This window comes from Paenibacillus antarcticus (assembly GCF_001637225.1).
Taxonomy (GTDB): domain Bacteria; phylum Bacillota; class Bacilli; order Paenibacillales; family Paenibacillaceae; genus Paenibacillus_AQ; species Paenibacillus_AQ antarcticus.
Window position 1 is genome coordinate 37,335 of sequence record NZ_LVJI01000030.1, and the last position, 20,230, is coordinate 57,564.

Annotated in this window: 18 protein-coding genes and 1 other annotated feature; of the genes, 15 read left to right on the top strand and 3 right to left on the bottom strand. The window is 41.3% G+C overall.

Going from position 1 to position 20,230, the window contains the following annotated elements; all coding sequences use genetic code 11:
• Positions 1-42: 42 nt before the first annotated feature.
• On the top strand, positions 43-813 hold the full coding sequence (locus PBAT_RS18855) for a class I SAM-dependent DNA methyltransferase (protein WP_068651827.1): 771 nt from the start codon (positions 43-45) through the stop codon (positions 811-813).
• Between the two features lie 128 nt (positions 814-941).
• Positions 942-1,661 (top strand): 3-ketoacyl-ACP reductase, encoded by a 720-nt coding sequence (locus PBAT_RS18860; protein WP_068651829.1) that lies wholly within the window; start codon positions 942-944, stop codon positions 1,659-1,661.
• A 106-nt stretch (positions 1,662-1,767) separates the two neighbouring features.
• Here PBAT_RS18860 and PBAT_RS18865 read toward each other — a convergent pair whose 3' ends face one another.
• The gene (locus PBAT_RS18865) at positions 1,768-1,926 is read right to left on the bottom strand and encodes an asparagine synthase (RefSeq protein ID WP_068537747.1); all 159 of its coding nucleotides are present in this window, start codon (positions 1,924-1,926) and stop codon (positions 1,768-1,770) included.
• A gap of 183 nt (positions 1,927-2,109) precedes the next feature.
• Positions 2,110-2,378: a binding site (T-box leader), on the top strand.
• An 89-nt stretch (positions 2,379-2,467) separates the two neighbouring features.
• On the opposite strand from PBAT_RS18865, the gene leuS reads away from it, so the two are divergent.
• Positions 2,468-4,909 carry a leucine--tRNA ligase gene (gene leuS / locus PBAT_RS18870; RefSeq protein WP_068651831.1) on the top strand — a complete coding sequence of 814 codons (2,442 nt, stop codon included), beginning with the start codon at positions 2,468-2,470 and terminating at the stop codon, positions 4,907-4,909.
• Here the strand turns inward: leuS and comER are convergent.
• Positions 4,902-5,729, bottom strand: a complete 828-nt coding sequence (gene comER, locus PBAT_RS18875) for a late competence protein ComER (protein ID WP_068651833.1) — start codon at positions 5,727-5,729, stop codon at positions 4,902-4,904. The two genes, leuS and comER, sit on opposite strands and share 8 nt — an antisense overlap.
• 184 nt (positions 5,730-5,913) lie before the next feature.
• Between comER and PBAT_RS18880 the strand changes: the two genes are divergently transcribed.
• The 6 genes from PBAT_RS18880 (at position 5,914) to holA (ending at position 13,019) form a co-directional block, all read left to right on the top strand.
• Positions 5,914-6,468 carry a ComEA family DNA-binding protein gene (locus tag PBAT_RS18880; RefSeq protein WP_068651835.1) on the top strand — a complete coding sequence of 185 codons (555 nt, stop codon included), beginning with the start codon at positions 5,914-5,916 and terminating at the stop codon, positions 6,466-6,468.
• Between the two features lie 41 nt (positions 6,469-6,509).
• On the top strand, positions 6,510-7,025 hold the full coding sequence (locus tag PBAT_RS18885) for a deoxycytidylate deaminase (protein WP_068651836.1): 516 nt from the start codon (positions 6,510-6,512) through the stop codon (positions 7,023-7,025).
• 111 nt (positions 7,026-7,136) lie between these two features.
• Entirely contained in the window at positions 7,137-9,692 is a 2,556-nt protein-coding gene (locus PBAT_RS18890; RefSeq protein WP_084403262.1) for a DNA internalization-related competence protein ComEC/Rec2, read from the top strand.
• A gap of 249 nt (positions 9,693-9,941) precedes the next feature.
• A complete protein-coding gene (locus PBAT_RS18895) occupies positions 9,942-10,490 on the top strand; it encodes an RNA polymerase sigma factor (RefSeq protein ID WP_068537742.1) in 549 nt (182 codons plus the stop codon).
• Complete coding sequence (locus tag PBAT_RS18900; RefSeq protein ID WP_068651837.1) at positions 10,487-11,695, top strand: anti-sigma factor family protein; 1,209 nt, start codon at positions 10,487-10,489, stop codon at positions 11,693-11,695. The genes PBAT_RS18895 and PBAT_RS18900 overlap by 4 nt, the downstream gene beginning before the upstream one ends.
• Positions 11,696-11,999: 304 nt before the next feature.
• A complete protein-coding gene (gene holA / locus PBAT_RS18905; protein WP_068651838.1) occupies positions 12,000-13,019 on the top strand; it encodes a DNA polymerase III subunit delta in 1,020 nt (339 codons plus the stop codon).
• A gap of 81 nt (positions 13,020-13,100) precedes the next feature.
• Here holA and rpsT read toward each other — a convergent pair whose 3' ends face one another.
• Entirely contained in the window at positions 13,101-13,373 is a 273-nt protein-coding gene (rpsT, locus tag PBAT_RS18910; protein ID WP_068537739.1) for a 30S ribosomal protein S20, read from the bottom strand.
• A 162-nt stretch (positions 13,374-13,535) separates the two neighbouring features.
• On the opposite strand from rpsT, the gene gpr reads away from it, so the two are divergent.
• The 6 genes from gpr to PBAT_RS18940 all read left to right on the top strand — a co-directional run bounded on the left by gpr (position 13,536) and on the right by PBAT_RS18940 (position 20,159).
• Positions 13,536-14,537 carry a GPR endopeptidase gene (gpr, locus tag PBAT_RS18915; RefSeq protein WP_068651840.1) on the top strand — a complete coding sequence of 334 codons (1,002 nt, stop codon included), beginning with the start codon at positions 13,536-13,538 and terminating at the stop codon, positions 14,535-14,537.
• 123 nt (positions 14,538-14,660) lie between these two features.
• A complete protein-coding gene (locus PBAT_RS18920; protein ID WP_068651842.1) occupies positions 14,661-15,932 on the top strand; it encodes a stage II sporulation protein P in 1,272 nt (423 codons plus the stop codon).
• A gap of 36 nt (positions 15,933-15,968) precedes the next feature.
• Entirely contained in the window at positions 15,969-16,400 is a 432-nt protein-coding gene (locus tag PBAT_RS18925) for a hypothetical protein (RefSeq protein WP_068651844.1), read from the top strand.
• A gap of 109 nt (positions 16,401-16,509) precedes the next feature.
• Entirely contained in the window at positions 16,510-18,324 is a 1,815-nt protein-coding gene (gene lepA, locus PBAT_RS18930) for a translation elongation factor 4 (RefSeq protein WP_068651846.1), read from the top strand.
• A gap of 103 nt (positions 18,325-18,427) precedes the next feature.
• Positions 18,428-19,624: a radical SAM family heme chaperone HemW gene (hemW, locus tag PBAT_RS18935; RefSeq protein ID WP_068651848.1), complete on the top strand. Its 1,197-nt coding sequence runs from the start codon at positions 18,428-18,430 to the stop codon at positions 19,622-19,624.
• Positions 19,625-19,697: 73 nt separating this feature from the next.
• The gene (locus tag PBAT_RS18940) at positions 19,698-20,159 is read left to right on the top strand and encodes an N-acetyltransferase (RefSeq protein ID WP_068651849.1); all 462 of its coding nucleotides are present in this window, start codon (positions 19,698-19,700) and stop codon (positions 20,157-20,159) included.
• Positions 20,160-20,230 lie beyond the last annotated feature (71 nt).

The window sequence follows — 20,230 nt, forward strand, 5'->3', positions numbered from 1 at the left end:
CTATACTGAATCATGGTATTCGAAAGAGAGTGAGGTGTCATTATGTCATCCTACCGGAAATTTGCATATGTCTATGATGAATTAATGGAGGATATGCCATACCCTGACTGGATACGTTTCGCCCGAACGGCTTGGGAGAAACATGGGATGCCTCATACTGTAGCTGAGCTGGGTTGTGGGACGGGTAGCATTACCATACCACTAGTGAACTCTGGATTTGAAGTGACAGGTATTGATCTTTCATCGGATATGTTGTCTGTTGCCCGCGGCAAGATGGATGGAACGCCGCAGGGTAGTCGTTTTCAACGCGAAGGAAGTATACGGTGGGTTCAACAAGATATGACAGCGTGGGAATTGCCAGAACCGGTGGATTCTGTGATATCTTTTTGTGACTGTATTAATTATCTCGTTGAAGAATCGGATGTTATATCTATGTTCGCGCGAACATATGAGGGCTTAAAGCCAGGAGGAACGTTCCTCTTTGATGTACACCATCCCAATACGATGAAACGTTATGATGAAGAACAGCCGTTTGTGCTGGATGAACGTTCTGTTTCTTATATTTGGACATGTGATCTAGATCAGGAACGTTGTGAGATTGAGCATCATTTAAGCATTTTTGTCCGTGATGAACAAGGTGGAGATCAGTACCGACGTTTCGAAGAGATTCATGTTCAGCGTGCGTACGATCCTGAGTGGATGAAGGTGGAACTCGTAAAAGCTGGATTCCGTGATATCAAAATTTATGCGGATTTTGAATGGACCGAAGCAGATGAGGATGCGCAGCGGCTCTTTTATGTGGCAATCAAATAGTTGTATCTTTATGAAGCCCTGTGATATTCAGGGCTTCATTTTTTTGATGACTACATCATATTTGGCGTATACTTGAGTAGTGAGTTTTTAGAAGTGACGAATAAAATTAACGTATAGGAGTGGATCAAATGGAATTTAAGAATAGCACAGCTATCATTACGGGTGCAGGAAAAGGGATCGGCCTAGCTATAGCAACTTCACTTGCTAAGGAAGGTGTGAATTTGGGTCTGATCGCTAGAACAACTTCAGATTTGGAAGTGCTTCGTAACACACTAACGGAAGCTTATGGTGTCAAAGTTAGTATTGCGACAGCAGATGTTTCTGTGAAGAGTGAAGTCGACCACGCTGTAGAGGTATTGAAAGAGCAATTGGGTTCCATTGATATTCTGATCAATAATGCTGGGTTCGCAGAGTTCGGAACATTAGTGGATATGGATTCTGATGTGTGGGAAAAAATGATCCAGGTTAACTTGATGGGTACTTATTACGTTACTCGTGCAGTACTTCCTACAATGATAGAGCAAAATAGTGGAAATATCATCAATATCGCATCAACTGCAGGAGAAAAAGGATTTGCAACGGGCTCCGCTTATTGTGCTTCTAAGTTTGCGGTATTGGGCCTGACTGAATCTGTGTTGCAGGAAGTTCGCAAATTCAACATTCGAGTTATGGCTTTGACACCAAGTACAGTCAACACGGATTTAGCTAAGAATGCTGGCTTGAAAATAGGTGATGAAGATCGTATGATGCAACCTGAAGATGTAGCTGAGTTAGCACTAGCAACATTGAGACTTCCACAGCGTGTGTTTGTGAAAACAGCTGGGCTATGGACAACGAATCCACAATAATGAATGCTTAAATAAGCCTTGGATCCTTTGATCCAAGGCTTATTTGTACTGGGTTTAGGCATGGCATATAGGATATAATCATATGCTCCTATTGTATTTCCAGTTCTCAACGATGTTCTACAAGGTCGATACTTCCAAGAATGATGTGTGCTAGACCAAAGCCTAATACGCCATACGCGGCAAGTTTATACTTGCTACCAAGCAGTGCAGCACCCGATGCGGATACGACAGTTCCAAGAACAGCAGGAATTATTCCTTCACGCATATGAACACGCTCCCTTAGATTGGTTTGGAAAGACAGATAGTAGTGTTTGTTTCTTGTTAATAAATTATACAAAATGATGGTTATGCCCGGTCGCAATTAGCTGAAGAATTCATCATATGGAATCGGGTCTCTGGTTGACTTATCCTCCTTGTTTCTGTATAATATGGTTCATCAAAATGCATATTTTAAACGTTGATGAGGAGTAATAATTTCGAGACTTCACTCAGAGAGCCGGCGGTTGCTGTAAGCCGGTTGATAGACCGAAACGAACTTACCTCGGAGTCATGATATGAATATGGAAAAGTCAAAGACGCTGCAATTTAGGTCGTCAGATTTCTATATATAAAGTATCATCGTCTTGCCCGCGTTAAGGGTTCAAAGTGAGTGGAAGACAAAGCATGTATTCCGCTAACTAGGGTGGTACCACGGGAATCTAACCTCTCGTCCCTAGCGATCATACGCTACGGATGAAGAGGTTTTTTTGATGAGTAAATACGCTACATATTATATCGCGCACAGTTGCGAAGGGGGAACACAAGTCATGAGCGAACAACAGCCACAAGGCCAGGGTTATCAGGCACAAGCCATTGAACCGAAATGGCAACAATATTGGGATGAGCATAATACTTTTAAAACAGGGGAAGATCCAGCGAAGCCTAAGTTCTACGCTTTGGATATGTTTCCATACCCATCGGGAGCAGGTCTTCATGTAGGGCATCCTGAAGGTTATACAGCGACAGATATCGTATCGCGTTATAAACGGATGCGTGGTTATAATGTTCTTCATCCTATGGGTTGGGATGCTTTCGGTCTACCAGCAGAGCAACATGCTATAGATACAGGAGAACATCCAAAGGGATTTACAGTTCAGAATATTAATAATTTCCGCCGTCAGATCAAATCTCTTGGTTTCTCATATGACTGGGATAGAGAGATTAGCACGACGGACCCTGAATATTACAAATGGACGCAATGGATCTTTATCCAATTGTATAATAAGGGACTTGCTTATGTCGCTGAAGTGCCAGTCAATTGGTGTGAAGCATTGGGTACAGTACTTGCGAATGAAGAAGTTATTAATGGGTTGAGTGAGCGCGGAAATCATCCTGTCGTTCGTAAACCGATGAGACAATGGATGCTGAAAATTACAGAGTATGCGGATCGTTTGTTGGATGACCTAGAAGAACTAGATTGGTCTGAAGGTATTAAAGATATGCAACGTAACTGGATTGGTAAATCCAAAGGCGCTGAAGTGAAATTTGAAATTCAAGGTCACGAGGATCAACTTGTGGTATTCACAACGAGACCAGATACGTTGTTCGGTGCAAGTTACTGTGTCCTAGCTCCGGAGCAAGAGTTAGTCGCTCGTATCACGACAGAAGAGCAAAAGGCAGCTGTAGAGGCTTATAAGGTTCAAGCTTCACACAAAAGTGATCTAGAACGTACAGATTTGGCTAAAGACAAAACGGGTGTCTTCACAGGGGCTTATGCGGTTAATCCAGTGAATGGCGCTACGATGCCAATTTGGATTGCAGATTATGTTCTTGCTGGATATGGAACAGGAGCGATTATGGCTGTTCCAGGTCATGATAGTCGTGACTGGGAATTTGCCAAACAGTTCGGACTAGAAATTATAGAAGTGGTTAAAGGCGGTAATATTGAGGAAGAGGCTTACAGCGGAGACGGAGATCATGTTAACTCTGAATGGCTTAATGGTTTACAGAATGTAGAGGCTATTGCGAAAATGATCGCTTGGCTAGAAGAGAGTGGCAAGGGTCAAGGTAAAATCACATATCGTCTGCGTGACTGGTTATTTAGCCGTCAGAGATATTGGGGAGAGCCGATTCCCATCCTTCATCTAGAAGATGGAACGATGAAGACTGTTCCTGTGGATCAATTACCACTTGTCCTACCAGATGTGGATCAAATCAAGCCATCAGGTACAGGGGAATCACCACTTGCTAACGTTCTTGAGTGGGTGGAAACGATTGATCCTGAGACTGGAATGAAGGCTCGTCGTGAGACGAATACGATGCCTCAGTGGGCAGGAAGTTGCTGGTATTACCTACGCTTTATTGATCCACACAATGATAAAGAGCTATGTTCCAAGGAGAAGCAGCAACAGTGGCTTCCAGTAGACCTTTATATCGGTGGAGCAGAGCATGCAGTACTTCACTTGTTGTATGCACGTTTCTGGCATAAGGTTCTGTATGATCTAGGGATTGTTGATACGAAAGAACCATTCCATAAACTTGTAAACCAAGGAATGATTCTAGGTACTAATAACGAGAAGATGAGTAAATCCCGTGGGAATGTCGTTAACCCAGATGAAATCGTTGAAAGCCATGGCGCGGATACCCTTCGAATCTATGAAATGTTTATGGGTCCATTAGAAGCTACTAAACCATGGAATATTAGCGGAGTAGAAGGAAGCCATCGGTTCCTTTCTCGTGTATGGCGTCTATTCGTCAATGATGAAGGTAATCTAAATAGTAAAATTGTCGATGGTGAAGGCAGTGATGAATTTAAACGAGTGTGGCATAAGAGCATCAAGAAAGTAACCGAAGATTTGGATAACTTACGATTTAATACAGCGATTAGTCAGTTGATGATCTTTGTTAATGAAGCTTACAAGACAGATGAGTTGCCACGTCGTGCTCTAGAGGACTTTGCGCAACTTCTGTCCCCAATGGCACCGCACATTTCCGAGGAGTTGTGGCAGCGCCTTGGACATGAAGACAGTATCACGTATGAACAATGGCCAACATATGACGAGTCGTGGACTGTGGATTCAGAGATCGAGATTGTCGTGCAAGTGAATGGTAAAATTGTACAGCGTACCTTGATTTCAAAAGAAACGAATCAAGAGGACATGCAAGCGCATAGTTTAGCTCTTCCAAGTGTGGAGCAAGCCATTGCAGGTAAAACCATCCGTAAAGTCATTGCTGTCCCAGGAAAATTGGTTAACATTGTTGTTAGCTAATATCACCTAATAATTCATCTAGTTTCTCAACATCTTCAATATATTTGTTGTGGGTCGTAGTAATTAGATTATGAAATACGCCATCTAAACTGTGGTTTAATTGGGATAAAGCTTGTGCAGTAATACCTCCAGGTACGGCTACCAGGTCTTGAAGTTGAAGAGGTGTTAGCCCACCTTGGGTTAATAAGTTGCCTGTACCAAGCATCATCTCACTTGCGAGACAGGTGATTTCCTCACGGGAAATGCCTGTCATCTCCACAGCAGCATCGATCCATTTTATTAAGAAGAAACTCATAAACGCAGGCCCGCAGCTAGTGAAATCAGAATTAATGCGAGCCTGCGTTTCTTTTATTTCTATCGGTTTGCTGATGAAAGAGAGCAGGTCGTGCAGAATTTGCTGATCTTCCTTTTGGATTCGGCTACCATACATAACTAATGAGGCGCCACTTCCAACCTTATGAGTTACGCTTGGAATGATTTTGGCAATCTTACAAGATAGATTATTCTCCAAATGATGTATTTGTACAGGACTAGTAATAGAAACGAGAAGTTGATCTGATTGAACGTGATCTTTAATTTCTTGTATCAAAGTGGCAAATTGAAGAGGCTTAACACAGATGAATAGAATATCGCAGCTTCTTACGGTGTCGATATTGTTAAGAGATACATTTAAACCTTCATGGCGTTCGGTGAGTAAATGGAGTTTTTCCTTTGATCGATTACTTATAAATAGCTGCTGAGGCGTTATTGCCCCAAAATATATGAAGGAATCTATTAAGAGGCTTCCCATACTACCGGTTCCAATAAGTCCTATCCTCATGTGGCATTCCCTCCTTTCATAATTACGGTAATGACATAACCCTTCTTCTTAACATATGCATTAGAACCTTTACCTCATGACGAATTTACAGATTAGAACAAGTAATTTTATTTATTTGTCTTAAGATGATGTATTCGAAATATTGAAATTTCTTTCCATTCCAATGTGATAGGGGTGTAGTGAGATGAAACGTAAAGCAATAGGTATTATGGTTGCCTTATTAGGTAGTGGAGGAATTCTATTATCTGGTATTGGGGAAAGAGGAAATATTGAGGGTTGGGAGCCTTTAAACTTACAAGTGGCGCAAGCATTAGGAGAGGAAACGTCTTCTAACGAGAAGCAGGGGGTTCAAGAAGTATCCACGAGCAATGTAGTAGGCTCAGCGGCTGATTCGAAGTTAACTGAAATCACAGTCAATGAGAATAGTGTTAATTCTCCCCCCTTGGATAATAAATTAGGGACGTCGACTGTCGCGCAGAAGGTGGATCAAGTGAAGACGAATGAGCAGACGTCACCAACGGCTACTACGTCAGATGCTGCAAATATTCACAAAATAAATGTGAACACCGGCGGAATTAAAGAATTAATGGAGCTTCCGGGTATTGGAGAGAAAAAGGCTCAGGCTATAGTAGACTATCGTAATCAGAATGGACCTTTTCGGAAAATATCAGATCTTAATGATGTAAAAGGGATCGGAACGAAAATGATGGCGAAAATTGCCCCTTATGTCGAATTGTAGATTATAATATACAATAAAGGAATACAGAGGGGGAGAATGAAATGACAGATACACGTAAAGACTGGGATACATATTTCATGGACATTGCATATATGGTATCTACTCGTTCTCGTTGTTCTCGTCGACATGTAGGAGCGGTACTAGTTCAAGGTAAGAAACTACTCGGAACAGCTTATAATGGAGCTCCGATGGGGATGCCAGATTGTTCAGAAGCAGGTTGTATGATCTCTGAGGAAGTGTCTCTGGTCCATATTGATGGGGAACAACAGATGATAAAGAAGCAACGTTGCATTCGTACCATCCATGCTGAACAGAACTTATTACTTTTTACAGACCGTATTGATCGAGAAGGTAGTACAGTGTATGTAACGGATGAACCTTGTTGGACATGTGCGAATATGTTGGCTAACAGTGGTATTGTTGAGATTGTATTTCACAGATCCTATCCTAAAGATACGGACAAGGTAACTCAGATGATGAATAGTAAAGGGATTGTTTTTCGCAAGCTTCAATCGTATGAACCGCCTAAAGATACATTAACAACGGTTTCGAACTAGATTTATATATAAATTATATATTGTGAGTATTGAATAGAGGAAACACCTCTTTTGCGAGTATAGCCGCAGAAGAGGTGTTTTTATTTGTCTAAGAAAGGAATGTGATGAGAGATGCAAGATAGACCCCTGTTGTTATTTACCTTATGTTGGATTGCTGGAAGTAGTGCTGCATGTCTATATTCGGGCTTTACATTAGGTTGGATATGGGCTATTGCTTCGGTTGCACTTCTAATATCTATGATTCTATTTAAAGTAAGAGTGGGAATGATAGTTATAGTATGGCTTGCACTCACGGTATCAGGTGGATACTGGGAGTGGCATGATCATTCTAATGTGTCAATGGTACCTCAAGCTGTGAAGCAGGACATATCTATCCTTACTGGCATGCCAGTCGATGTAGAGGGTGTAATTATCTCATCCGTGGAAGTGGATGGGGATCGAGCGGATATGAACGTGAAGTTGTCTGGAATAAATTCATCTGAAATATTGGAGACCGTACTGGTGCAAGTGAAACTTTTAACGAAGGAGCAACAACAAAAGGCACTAGAATGGCAGCGTGGTGATGAAATAAAACTAAGCGGTACCCTAGAGATCCCTGCACCTGCGCGCAATTTTGATGGTTTCGACTATCGAAAGTATTTGCGTACGAAAGAAATACACTGGATTGTGAAGGTAAAAGGATTACAAAACACAGTGGTGCAATCTCCAACTTCATGGAGTATATCAACACTTTTTCGAGTGAATGATGCGTTAAGAGCAAAGCTTGCATCGAAGCTAGATGCATTGTTTCAAGAGCCTCATGCTGGGTTTATGAAAGGTCTGATTATAGGAATGCAAGATGATGTAGACCCAGTAACATATAATCAATTCTCTCAACTTGGTTTAACACATATACTAGCTGTATCGGGTACCCATGTTGCTGTATATGTGGCCTGCTTAATGATCCTGTTATCGTTGTTTAGACTTTCACGTGAGAAGATACTCACAATCATTATTTTACTAGTGCCTGCTTATGTACTTCTTACGGGATTCAGCCCTTCAGTTGTTCGGTCTGGTATAATGAGTATGATTACTCTTTATGCAGCAAGACGAGGATTACTGAAAGATGGACTTCATATTATTAGTGCGGCTGCACTCTTGATGTTGGTGTGGAATCCTTATTTATTAATAAATGTAAGCTTTCAACTATCGTTTATCGTTACGTTAGGTTTGATTATATATGTACCTTTGGCGATGCCTTTGCTCAGTAGAGTGCCTCGTAAATTAGCGGGTGCGTTAGGTGTAACGGTTATAGCTCAGTTTACTTCTTTTCCGTTAACGATATATTATTTTAACCAGTTCTCGATGCTATCTGTTGTAGCTAACCTGATACTTGTCCCACTCATTTCCGCAATAGTGATGCCACTTGGAATGGTTTCATTAGCACTAGGGTCGATCTGGATGCCTGCTGGCAGATATGTGGCATGGGTTGTGGAATGGCTCGATAATATGAGCTTTACGTTGGTCGAATGGATGAATATTCATCCAGCGTTTATAACGATATGGCGTTCACCCTCTATTGTTTGGATTTGTTGTTACTATATTTTGTTGTATGTCCTACTGAGGTTGGGGAAATTATGGGTACATCATGTTCAACCACTTCCAATATCTGTTGACGATACGATTCCTTTAGAAGGCGTAGGCGTACATCATATGCAACAGCTACAAGAGCGAGGGAATAAGTTAACTTGGAAACAGTACATCGTGGCTCCACTGATACTCTCATTTATTGTCTTACTGTATGTGGGATATCAACCTCTGTCTCTGAAGGGAGCGGGACTGGTACAATTCCTAGATGTTGGTCAAGGTGACAGTATTCTAATTACAACGCCTGAAGGGAAAAATATTCTTGTGGATGGCGGTGGAACATTAAATTTCAGCAAACAGTCCGACTCATGGAAGGCTCGAAAAGAACCCTTTGAAGTAGGAACTAAAGTGCTTGTGCCCTTGTTGAAAAAAAGAGGTATTCATCAGCTAGATGCTGTTATTCTTACGCATGGAGATCAGGATCATATTGGTGGATTACAAGCAGTACTAGATCAGATCCCTGTGAAGGCCATTTTATTTAATGGGACATTAACGGGTACGTCGACGCTCGAAAAATTGTTATTAACGGCTCTCGTGAAAAAAGTTCCCATTTATGCTGTGCATCAATCGATGGAGATGCATCCAGATCCATTTACGAGTATGATATTCTTATCTCCAGAAATGACACAAGATGAACAAATAGAATTGCCTATCATAAAGGACCAGAATCATTCTTCTTTAGTGTTTACACTCGAAATGAATGGTGTGCGCGTATTATTAACTGGAGATATGGATGAAGCGAGCGAGAATGAAATCTTAGAGGACGCAACAAATTCGATATTCCAAATTCAGGGTATAGATATAATAAAGATTGCTCACCACGGCAGTAAGACATCTTCTTCTAAAGAGTGGCTTGCCAATTTGAATGCTACAACAGCAGTTATCTCTGTAGGTGTTAATAATTCCTATGGTCATCCTAATTCTGATGTGGTTGATCGGATCTTAAATCAAGGCTTAAGTATATTTCGAACGGACCAGCAAGGAGAGATTCAAATGAAACTTCATCATAAAAAGGTATGGGTTAGGAATAAACTTAAATAGGTCATGTGGGGGCTTGAACTTCATCTCATACTCTTGTAAGATTTCCATAGAGAGTCTTATAACCTGACTATTTATAGTTAACTTTCATGATCAATCTCCACTTGTTATGGGGGTTGAGTTTTTTGTGATTAGATGACATGTATTTTAGATACATAATCTTTTGAAAATTATTATAAAAAAATGATTACAAATTGCAACAATTTGCTGGTCTTACACGTCAGTAAGATTGCAGGGAGAGGGGGATCCTTTGTGGTAGAGCTCGGACTCATTAGAGCGGCTCAATCGGGCGATCGCGACGCTCTAATTACCCTATTACGAGATATTGAACAACATGTATATCGGACGGCCTATTATATCTTGAATAACGAACAAGACGCACTGGATGCTGCTCAGGAATCATTAATCCGTATTTATACTCGAATTGACTCTTATGAGGAAAAAGCGAAGTTTAAGACATGGGTACAACGGATTGTGACTAATATATGTATAGATAAATTTCGTCGTAATAAACCAACGGTGTCTATGGATGAACATGAGTTTGTTTTTCCAGATAAACAGGATGTAGAACAATTAGTATTGTCATCTTACATGGCAGAGGATATTCAGGAAGCAATCAATCAACTGCCAGAACATCATAGAACCGTTATTGTATTAAGGTATATACAAGATTTCTCCTACAACGAAATTGCTGATTGTTTGAATCTTCCACTAAATACGGTTAAATCATATCTATTCAGGGCAAGACAGCAATTACAGAGTATGCTTCAAGAGTATCAGAAAGGAGGTGTATCAGGATGAAATGTCCAGAGGTGATTGAATGGATGCACCGTTATTTGGATAACGATCTAAATGAAGAAAATACGACTCGGATGATGGAACATATTGCCCGTTGTCCAGAATGTGCGGAATCTTTCCGTATGCTTAAATCACTGTCTCATGAGCTTGCAGAACTTCCTCTTGTCAATCCGAAATACAGCTTGGTCGATGCTATTATGCCCCAACTTGATGCTTTGGATCGTGCACGGCTTGAGAAGTGTGCTTCGAAAGAGCGTTCGTCTGATGAAATGGTTCCTGTGTCTCCTGTAATTGTCCCTAAGAGACGATTGTTCACAGGTACGGCAGCAAGAACTGTGATTGGCGCTGTCGCAGCTATGGGCATACTAGGCGTAGCTATTTATGGTTATTCTCCACAAGAAATTGAAGATGCTGAGATGCAACAACCCGTTGCTAAGGTCTCCGATAAGGTCGCCTCTGCCGAGCAGAAGACTGTCGATAATAATGCTGCTACTAATAATGCAGATATTTCAGTGGCTACTTCTGGTACGACTCAGCAGGATGGTCTTAGTTCTGATTCAGTAGATAGCCTGAATAAGGAACCCATTGCTCCAGACCCAACGGTAGGAAATGAAGGAAGCGTTCCTTCAGAACAGGATAAAGCATCAGACACATCCGCTGGGACTAAGAGTTCGGATCCAAGTTCTACGAAAGTAGCGGATACACCGAAGCTAACCAAAGAGGATCCGCCGAAACCATCTAAGGATGTTGCGGATAAATCTAGTGCCCAAGATAAATCTAGTGCCCAAGATAAATCCAGGACGGTAGAGCCAGTTCAAGGGCTAGCTTCCAGCAGTATGAATGAAGTTGTCCCCAAAGATACGAGTATTAGTGATGCGCCGAAGGCAGTAACCGTTGACCCACCAATTCCATCTCAAGATAGCCTTATGACGCAAATAAGAGCATTTGGTTTGGATGCAACTCAGTCATGGGAATCACCGGATGGGAAAGTGCAAGCGACATTGGAAGATCAGAAACTGGTTATATATCAATTACCCTTAGAAATGGAAATAAAAAACTCCATAATTCAAAGTATTGAATTAAATGGTACTTGGGTGTCGGGGGAATGGTCTGCGGATAGTAAAGTGTTTACGTATCAGTTATCTCAAGAAGGTAAAGTGTCTAGTTACACTTATCCTAATGATGCGGCAGCAGTTGTAGCTCCATAAAATATTTTGCGAAATAAACGCACCGTTCATGAAGCATAAGAATATGTTATATTACGGTACAGTCGCAGTAACACTTAGATATTCAGCCATCAATATAAATAAGGAAGCCCTAATCGTTATGGCCACTGGCAGGGAAGTTTCTAGAGCTTTCTGTTGTCGGTGTTTATATAGATGTGCTGGGACATAAGGAACCTTGAGTGAAAGCTCGAGGTTCCTTTGTTATGGTTTGAAAGTCATTTTTTTGGTAGAATCATTAAAGAGCATTCAAGGGGTTATGCGTAGAAGTAAAAGAGAGGGAGATACCGTGGATATCAAAACAGCAACGAAAGCTATCAAACATGGAGATGTTTCTCCTGTGTATCTGCTATACGGATTGGAGAAGTATCAAATAAAAAAGTTTACTACCTTGTTAGAGGAGCAATTGCTTCAAAAGGAAGATCGTGATTTTGCCATTGTGAACTATGATCTGGCGGATACACCACTTCAAGTTGTCATTGAGGAAGCAGAGACAGTACCTTTTATGGTGCCACGAAAATTAATCTTTGTCCGAGATGCCTCTGTTTTCACAGCAGGTAAAGAGGGCGGTAAGATTGAACATCGTATTGAAGCGCTATTGGAATATATGAAGAATCCTGCTGAATACAGCATCCTTATATTTCTCGTATATCATGAGAAGTTAGATGAACGGAAGAAAGTAGTTAAGGCGCTGAAAGCTGCTGGGGTTGTTCTTGCGTTCGCTCCATTAGGGGGAGAGGAATTACTAGGCTGGGTGACTAAGGAGACGAAGCAGAGAGGCTGCGTATTAGCACAAGGGACAGCTGAGGCACTCATTAGAAACGCAGGAACACAACTTCAGACATTAACAGCAGAACTGGATAAGCTTTGTTTATATGCTGGAGAGGGTGGGACGATTGATCTCGATACCGTGGAGCAGTTAGTAGCCCGCAGTACGGAACAGAATGTCTTTGCACTAGTTGAGAATATTGCTAATCTGCGATTAGAACAAGCGCTGGGTATATTCTATGAGCTTCTTAAACAACGCGAAGAACCAATTAAGATAGCGGCGCTCATCACAAGACAGTTTCGAATTATTTTACAGGTGAAGGAATTGGCTAGTCAAAGTTATTCACAGCAACAAATTGCATCACAGCTTAGTCTTCATCCATATGCTGTTAAAATAGCGGGTGAGCAAGCTAGAAAGTTCAAATCAGGGGATCTTAGACAAATATTGAATAGGCTTGCGGATTTAGATTTCCAGATGAAGACGGGGAGAATAGAAAAGGTACTTGGATTAGAGTTATTTTTATTACGATTACAAAATTAAAATTAATATTGCATGCTAAAAAGTCCTGATCAGCTAACTTGCTGTTCAGGACTTCTGCTTTTGTCGTATGAATAGCGCATCTTATGCTTGAGCATTAAGGGCGTTAAGTTTTTTCGCCAAGCGAGATTTCTTACGAGCAGCTGCATTCTTGTGGATCAAACCTTTAGTTACAGCCTTATCCAATTTCTTGGAAGCCAATTGAATGGTAGTATTAGCAGCTTCAACTTCATTATTTGCCAGCGCGTTGTCAGCAGCTTTAACAGCTGTACGAAGCGCGGATTTTTGGGAAGCGTTGAGCGCATGACGTTTGTCGTTCGTTTTTACGCGTTTGATTGCGGATTTAATATTTGGCATTGCATTCACCTCCTGAAAGACATTCGATAGATATCGAAATGATTCACAACTTAAAATAGTTTAGCATGGGGCATTATAAAAAGCAATACTAAAAAAGGGTTTGAATAAACATATCGCTTCTCTCGCACACTATCATGAGAAGAAGAAGGAGGTTAAATACGGATGACTTTAGATTTGCAGAATTATAACGTTCGTACAGATCTTGCTGTAGATGCTAAGGAAATGGCAGAAAAAAGATATAACGCACCTATTCCAGGTGTAGATGAAGAAGTTTCTGAGCAAGACGGAATCAAAATCACGCGATTAAATGTACTGAATGACGAAGGGTCAAGAATGATTGGTCGAGTGAAGGGGCATTATGTGACGTTAGAAGTGCCAGGACTTCGTGATGGTGATACGGGTTTGCAAGGAAGAGTAGCTGAGGCGTTGGCTCGAGAATTCGAAGATTTCTTAACGCTGATTGGGATAAGTAAGACTAAATCGGTCTTGGTCGTTGGTCTAGGGAACTGGAATGTTACCCCTGACTCTTTAGGGCCACTTGTTGTAGAAAATATATTAGTCACACGCCATTATTTTGAGTTGGTACCCGATCAGGTTGCCCCCGGATATCGGCAATTAAGCGCAATTGCCCCAGGCGTACTCGGGGTAACTGGGATTGAATCAAGTGAAATTGTACAAGGAATTATAGATCGTACAAAACCTGATCTGATTATTGCTGTGGATGCGCTCGCATCCAGATCGCTTGAACGGGTAAATACGACCATCCAGATTGCTGATATAGGTATTCACCCTGGATCTGGGATAGGTAATAAACGACGGGGATTAACAAAAGAAGTACTAGGTGTACCTTGTATCGCTATTGGTGTACCTACAGTTTGTTATGCGTCTACGATTGTGAATAATGCGATCGAATTGATGAAGAAACATTTAGATCAGGAAACAAACCAAACGAAAGAAATTATCGGGATGTTGGACGATATGCCTGAACAGGAACGTCTAGGCTTAGTTAAAGAAGTGTTAGAACCTCTTGGGCATGATCTGATTGTGACACCGAAGGAAATTGATAAGTTTATTGAAGATATGGCCAACATCATTGCTACAGGGTTAAATGCAGCCTTACATGAGGCGGTTGACCCAACTAATGTAGGTGATTATACACATTGACGATTAAGGTGTGCCGAAGAAGTTCCGAATCTATCGGAACTTCTTTTTTTTTGTATTTTGGTTCTAGTGAATCTCTAAAGTTCATAGATTTGAAGTATAAGAGATTTCAGGAGGACATAAGACATGGAAAGTAAATGGTTTCAAATTTGGAATATACGCAAATGGCGAGCTAAATGGATGTCTATTCTAACAATGGGACGCACTTTTTTACTACTGACGTTAAGTTCGATGGTTTTCTTCGTACTCTTAGGCGTTGGTGGGATAGCGGAGAATAAATTCAATTCTTCGCCGGTATCATCCATGAAGGGTTTTGCTTCATCGCTTTCTAGTGACTTTTTTAAAGATATGCTGGGAATGGAGATTCCCCATCTGAGTAAAGGGCAAACATCTTCCACTTTTTCAGGTGAGAAAATGACCACATTTGTATTTCAGTTACTTACCAGTGTGAATCCGGGAGATCCTAGAAGTCTATTAGCGCGTGAATTACCAGGTATGGATGCAAATGATCCAGTTCTACTTCGAAGTGCTTCTGGGAATGTAAATATGGAGGCTCCGGAGGATTACCATCCTGATTCTGCTAAGGTTGTAGACAGTGCCAAATCACAAGAAAACGAAGGTGTTCTCCCAGACCCGATCACTCCGGAACCAGTCACTAAGCCTGGTGATGACAAGGATCCGGATAAAGAAATTTCGAAGGAAACACCTGTGGATAGCAACAGTGAGGTGCTAATCTATCATTCTCACGCTCGTGAAGCATTTAATCCATTAGTAGGAACATTTAGCACTAATCCAACCTCAGCATTACCCTCCCAAAATGTCATGCAGGTGGGAAGTTATATCGCGAGTGAACTGAAAGCTAAAGGTGTTGCTGCAATTCATCTGAAAGATGACTATCCCTCTTATATAAAAGATTACAGTTACAAGTTCTCTTATAAATATTCCCGTCAAGCAGTTAAGACAGCACTTGCACAAAACACTAAATTAACGTACTTGCTCGACATTCACCGTGACTCCCAGCGTCATAAAACGACAACGGCTGTGATTAATGGCGTAAGTTATGCACAATTGTATTTCATCATTGGGCATGAGAACAAAAATTGGAGAGAAAATGAAGCTTTTGCTAATTCTATAAATAAACGTTTAGAAAAATCTTATCCGGGCATATCAAGAGGTATATGGGGGAAAACAGCAGAGCAAGGTAACGGTGAATATAATCAGTCGCTCTCACCCAATAGTATTGTGATTGAGATTGGTGGGGTTGATAGTACGGGAGAAGAACTTAAGCGGACATCTCGTATTTTGGCGGATACGATTTCTGATGTGTATTTCGCAGATCAGAAGGCGAAGAAGGCGAGTGCCGCTAAATCTGAATCCACAACGAAGAGTGGCAACTAAAGCGCTAAATGGATACCTAAAAGGAGGGGGACGCTAATGTCTCGTTTCACTAAAAAAATGTGGATGATTAGTTTGTGGGCTGGGTTAGGACTTCTAATAGGGATACAGTTAGCAAATCCTAGCCGGGCCTCTTCAATCCAACCTAATATCAGTAAGGTGACCACGCCAAAATCGGTGCAGGAGATTACAGTGCCATTACCACAGGGTATTCCAAACTCAGGCACTGCGGGATCTTATACCATTACAGTACAGGCGAATCCTGCTCCTGTGCAGAAAGATATTATTTCTGAACAGCAACAAGTGGAGGCGCCTGACTATTCAGATAAAACACCTAAGCAGATTTTAATACCAGAGAGTTCTAAACCGACAGTCGATGTATTAGCAGATAAAACGGCCAATTTATTACAAAAGGCATCTCAAGAGAGTATTCAATTCGTGGTATCCCTATTCAGTTCTGCGACGAAATAAGTATTATAAATGACCTCCAATTTTTTGAAATGTATGTGGGATTGCCGCTGTTACCTACAACTGTTATAATGAGGTGATTGATACATCAGGCTGTTTGTGGGGGTAAGGCATGACGGACGTATTCGAAAGACAAAAGAAAATTCGTAATTTTAGTATCATTGCACATATAGACCATGGTAAATCTACTTTGGCTGACCGTATTCTTGAGCATACGGGTGCACTGACTTCTCGAGAAATGCAAGAGCAAGTGTTGGACAAGATGGATCTCGAACGTGAACGTGGGATTACAATTAAGTTGCAAGCTGTTAACTTAAAGTACCTTGCTGACGATGGGGAAGAGTACATTCTGAATTTAATTGATACACCTGGACATGTGGATTTCACGTATGAAGTATCACGAAGTCTTGCAGCTTGTGAAGGCGCATTACTTATTGTAGATGCTGCTCAGGGGATTGAAGCTCAGACGCTCGCTAATGTCTACTTAGCGCTGGAGAATAACTTGGAAATTTTACCTGTTATTAACAAAATTGATCTTCCAAGTGCGGAACCAGAACGAGTAAGACAGGAGATTGAGGATGTTATCGGGTTGGATGCAAGCGAAGCAGTACTAGCATCAGCGAAGGCAGGAATAGGAATTAGGGAAATATTGGAGCAGGTTGTAAAGCAAGTTCCATCTCCGACAGGGAATCCTGACCAACCGCTTAAAGCTTTGATCTTTGACTCTCACTATGACGCTTACAAGGGCGTTATTGTATATATCCGAGTCATTGACGGTAGCATTAAAGCGGGATCCAAGATCAAGATGATGGCGACAGACAAAACGTTTGAGGTTATTGAGGTCGGTGCCTTCATGCCTAGCATGACCATCGTGGATGAACTGAAAGTGGGAGATGTCGGCTTTATTGTTGCTGGTATCAAGCACGTTGGGGATACACGAGTAGGGGACACGGTAACCAATGCGAAGAACCCTACGGCGGAAGCATTACCGGGTTATCGTTCAATTAATCCAATGGTGTATTGCGGATTATATCCAATTGAGACTTCGGAATATGTAGATTTACGAGAAGCGTTAGAGAAACTGCAGTTAAATGATGCATCGCTAACCTTTGAGCCGGAGTCTTCTAGTGCGCTTGGTTTTGGATTCCGTTGTGGATTTTTAGGGCTACTCCATATGGAGATCATTCAGGAACGTATTGAGCGTGAATTTAATATTCCACTCATCACTACTGCACCAAGTGTTATCTATCGAATCGCGATGACCAATGGGGATATGATTACGATTGATAACCCATCTAATTATCCGGAAATCGGTAAGATTGACCATGTAGAAGAACCTTACGTTAAAGCATCCATTATCGTACCGAATGATTATGTGGGTATGGTTATGGAACTGTGCCAGAACAAACGTGGAGAGTTCGTAAACATGGAGTACTTAGATGATAAACGCGTAACGATTATCTATGAAGTTCCACTGTCGGAGATTGTCTATGACTTCTTTGATAAGTTGAAGTCCGGTACGAAGGGTTATGCATCGTTTGACTATGAAATATCGGGATACCGTACATCAAATCTTGTCAAAATGGACATCTTGCTTAACAATGAACAAGTGGATGCTCTTTCATTCATCGTACATCGCGATCGTTCGTTCAATCGCGGGCGTATTATATGTGAGAAGCTACGCGAAATTATTCCGCGTCAAATGTTCGAGGTTCCTATTCAAGCAACGGTAGGTACGAAGGTAGTCGCACGTGAAACTGTAAAAGCAATGCGTAAGAACGTATTAGCTAAATGTTACGGTGGAGATATATCTCGTAAGCGGAAGTTGCTTGAGAAGCAAAAAGAAGGTAAGAAGCGCATGAAGCAAGTCGGAAGTGTTGAAGTTCCGCAGGAAGCATTTATGGCGGTACTGAAGATCGACGACTAAGTAAGCAAGTATTGCGTAGATTTAGAGTAAACACAGGGGAGCCGCTGCGGCTCCCCTTTTCTAACAATATAAGTATGATATCTAAAGAATGAAGGGGATTATTATGGCTGAACTTAAGCATAACAAGCAAAATGGACATCTGGGAAGCCGTAAGCCTCAAGCGGTTTATTTGCACATTCCTTTTTGCACAAATAAGTGTTTTTACTGTGACTTTAATTCATATGTGTTGAAAGATCAGCCGGTAATGGACTATTTGGTTGCCTTAGATCGTGAAATGGAATTGACGGTTAAACAGACACCTCCGGGTCAGATTAAGAGTATCTTTGTAGGTGGAGGTACACCAACGGTTCTTAAACCTGATGAAATGGCTTATTTCCTGAAGTCAGTTCGTACGCATTTCCCAGATTGGTCTGACGATATTGAATTCTCGATGGAAGCGAATCCTGGAACAACGGATCTTGAGAAGTTGACGGTCATGAGAGAAGGCGGTGTGAACCGTGTCAGCTTCGGAGTACAGGCATTTCAGAATGATCTGCTTTCAGGAATCGGAAGAATTCATAATACAGATGATGTGTATAAAAGCTTAGAGAATGCTCGCAAAGCAGGCTTTGATAATATGTCGATTGATTTGATGTTCGGTCTACCTAATCAGACGCTCGAGATGTTATCTGAGAGTGTAACGAAGGCTTTAGAGCTTAATTTGAATCATTACTCGATATATAGCTTGAAGGTGGAAGAAAATACACTTTTCCATACAATGTATCAGAAGAACCAATTGCCTTTGCCTCATGAAGATGATGAGCTTCAGATGTATCTTTTGTTGATGGATCGGATGAAACAAGCGGGATACAATCAATATGAAATTAGTAATTTTTCTAAATCTGGTTTTGAAAGTCGTCATAACATGACGTATTGGCTCAACGAAGATTATTACGGTCTGGGTGCAGGTGCACATGGCTATGTGGGGCGTCAGCGCCATATGAATATCAAAGGAGTCAATCCTTATGTAGAAGGTGTAAAACAAGGTCTTCCACGCTTAGATAGCTTCCCTATTTCGAAAGAAGAAGCAATGGAAGATTTCTTAATGGTGGGACTACGTGTTATGCAAGGTGTATCCAAAGCCCATTTTGAAGAGCAATTCGAAGATCATATGGATATCGTGTTCGCGAAACAGCTTGATAAAATGTTGAGTGCAGAACTTCTGGAGGCGACTGCTGAGGGTTATCGGTTGAGTCAAAAAGGAATATTGTTTGGAAATGATGTCTTTGCTGAATTTGTAGGATCAATCGTGACAAATTAACGTCTTGAACTTTTATGCGTGCTGTTGTATATTTATTCATATTGATTGGCAGCATGTGTAAGGGGGAAGAGGTATGTCAGTGTTATGCAGAAAAGCAGTTCCAGCAGATGTGGAACATCTTTTTATAATGATAGAGGGTTATGCTAAAAGGGGAATCATGCTCCCGCGTTCTGTCAAGGTATTGGAACAACAACTAGATCAATTTGTTGTAGCAGAACACTTAGGCGTAGTGATCGGTTGCGGTTCATTATGCCGACTTGGGACAGATTTAGTGGAGATTCGTTCACTAGGTATATTGGAAGACTATAAAGGCCAGGGAATTGGTTCAATGCTGGTAGATGCCTTAATTGAGGAAGCGAGACAGCAGAATATTCCTAAAGTAATGGCCCTAACATATGAAGTTTCGTTTTTTGTGAAGAATGGGTTTGAAGTCGTAGAGAAAGAAATTTTCCCTGAAAAGGTGTGGACGGACTGCGTATTTTGCAGTAAACAACATTGTTGTGATGAGATAGCTGTGCTTAAGATACTGAACTGACTTGACAACAATTAGGTCAGTTTGGTATTTTTGTATTAGCAGTTAGCACTCATTGCTTGTGAGTGCTAACG

What these genes read in the sequence shown, in the direction of transcription:
- PBAT_RS18920 (WP_068651842.1), top strand. Translation starts at nt 14,661, where the DNA reads ATGGAAAGTAAATGGTTTCAAATTTGGAATATACGCAAATGGCGAGCT.
- leuS (WP_068651831.1), top strand. Translation starts at nt 2,468, where the DNA reads ATGAGCGAACAACAGCCACAAGGCCAGGGTTATCAGGCACAAGCCATT.
- comER (WP_068651833.1), bottom strand. Translation starts at nt 5,729, where the DNA reads ATGAGGATAGGACTTATTGGAACCGGTAGTATGGGAAGCCTCTTAATA.
- PBAT_RS18885 (WP_068651836.1), top strand. Translation starts at nt 6,510, where the DNA reads ATGACAGATACACGTAAAGACTGGGATACATATTTCATGGACATTGCA.
- hemW (WP_068651848.1), top strand. Translation starts at nt 18,428, where the DNA reads ATGGCTGAACTTAAGCATAACAAGCAAAATGGACATCTGGGAAGCCGT.
- PBAT_RS18860 (WP_068651829.1), top strand. Translation starts at nt 942, where the DNA reads ATGGAATTTAAGAATAGCACAGCTATCATTACGGGTGCAGGAAAAGGG.
- PBAT_RS18940 (WP_068651849.1), top strand. Translation starts at nt 19,698, where the DNA reads ATGTCAGTGTTATGCAGAAAAGCAGTTCCAGCAGATGTGGAACATCTT.
- PBAT_RS18900 (WP_068651837.1), top strand. Translation starts at nt 10,487, where the DNA reads ATGAAATGTCCAGAGGTGATTGAATGGATGCACCGTTATTTGGATAAC.
- PBAT_RS18890 (WP_084403262.1), top strand. Translation starts at nt 7,137, where the DNA reads ATGCAAGATAGACCCCTGTTGTTATTTACCTTATGTTGGATTGCTGGA.
- rpsT (WP_068537739.1), bottom strand. Translation starts at nt 13,373, where the DNA reads ATGCCAAATATTAAATCCGCAATCAAACGCGTAAAAACGAACGACAAA.
- PBAT_RS18880 (WP_068651835.1), top strand. Translation starts at nt 5,914, where the DNA reads ATGAAACGTAAAGCAATAGGTATTATGGTTGCCTTATTAGGTAGTGGA.
- PBAT_RS18855 (WP_068651827.1), top strand. Translation starts at nt 43, where the DNA reads ATGTCATCCTACCGGAAATTTGCATATGTCTATGATGAATTAATGGAG.
- PBAT_RS18865 (WP_068537747.1), bottom strand. Translation starts at nt 1,926, where the DNA reads ATGCGTGAAGGAATAATTCCTGCTGTTCTTGGAACTGTCGTATCCGCA.
- PBAT_RS18925 (WP_068651844.1), top strand. Translation starts at nt 15,969, where the DNA reads ATGTCTCGTTTCACTAAAAAAATGTGGATGATTAGTTTGTGGGCTGGG.
- lepA (WP_068651846.1), top strand. Translation starts at nt 16,510, where the DNA reads ATGACGGACGTATTCGAAAGACAAAAGAAAATTCGTAATTTTAGTATC.
- gpr (WP_068651840.1), top strand. Translation starts at nt 13,536, where the DNA reads ATGACTTTAGATTTGCAGAATTATAACGTTCGTACAGATCTTGCTGTA.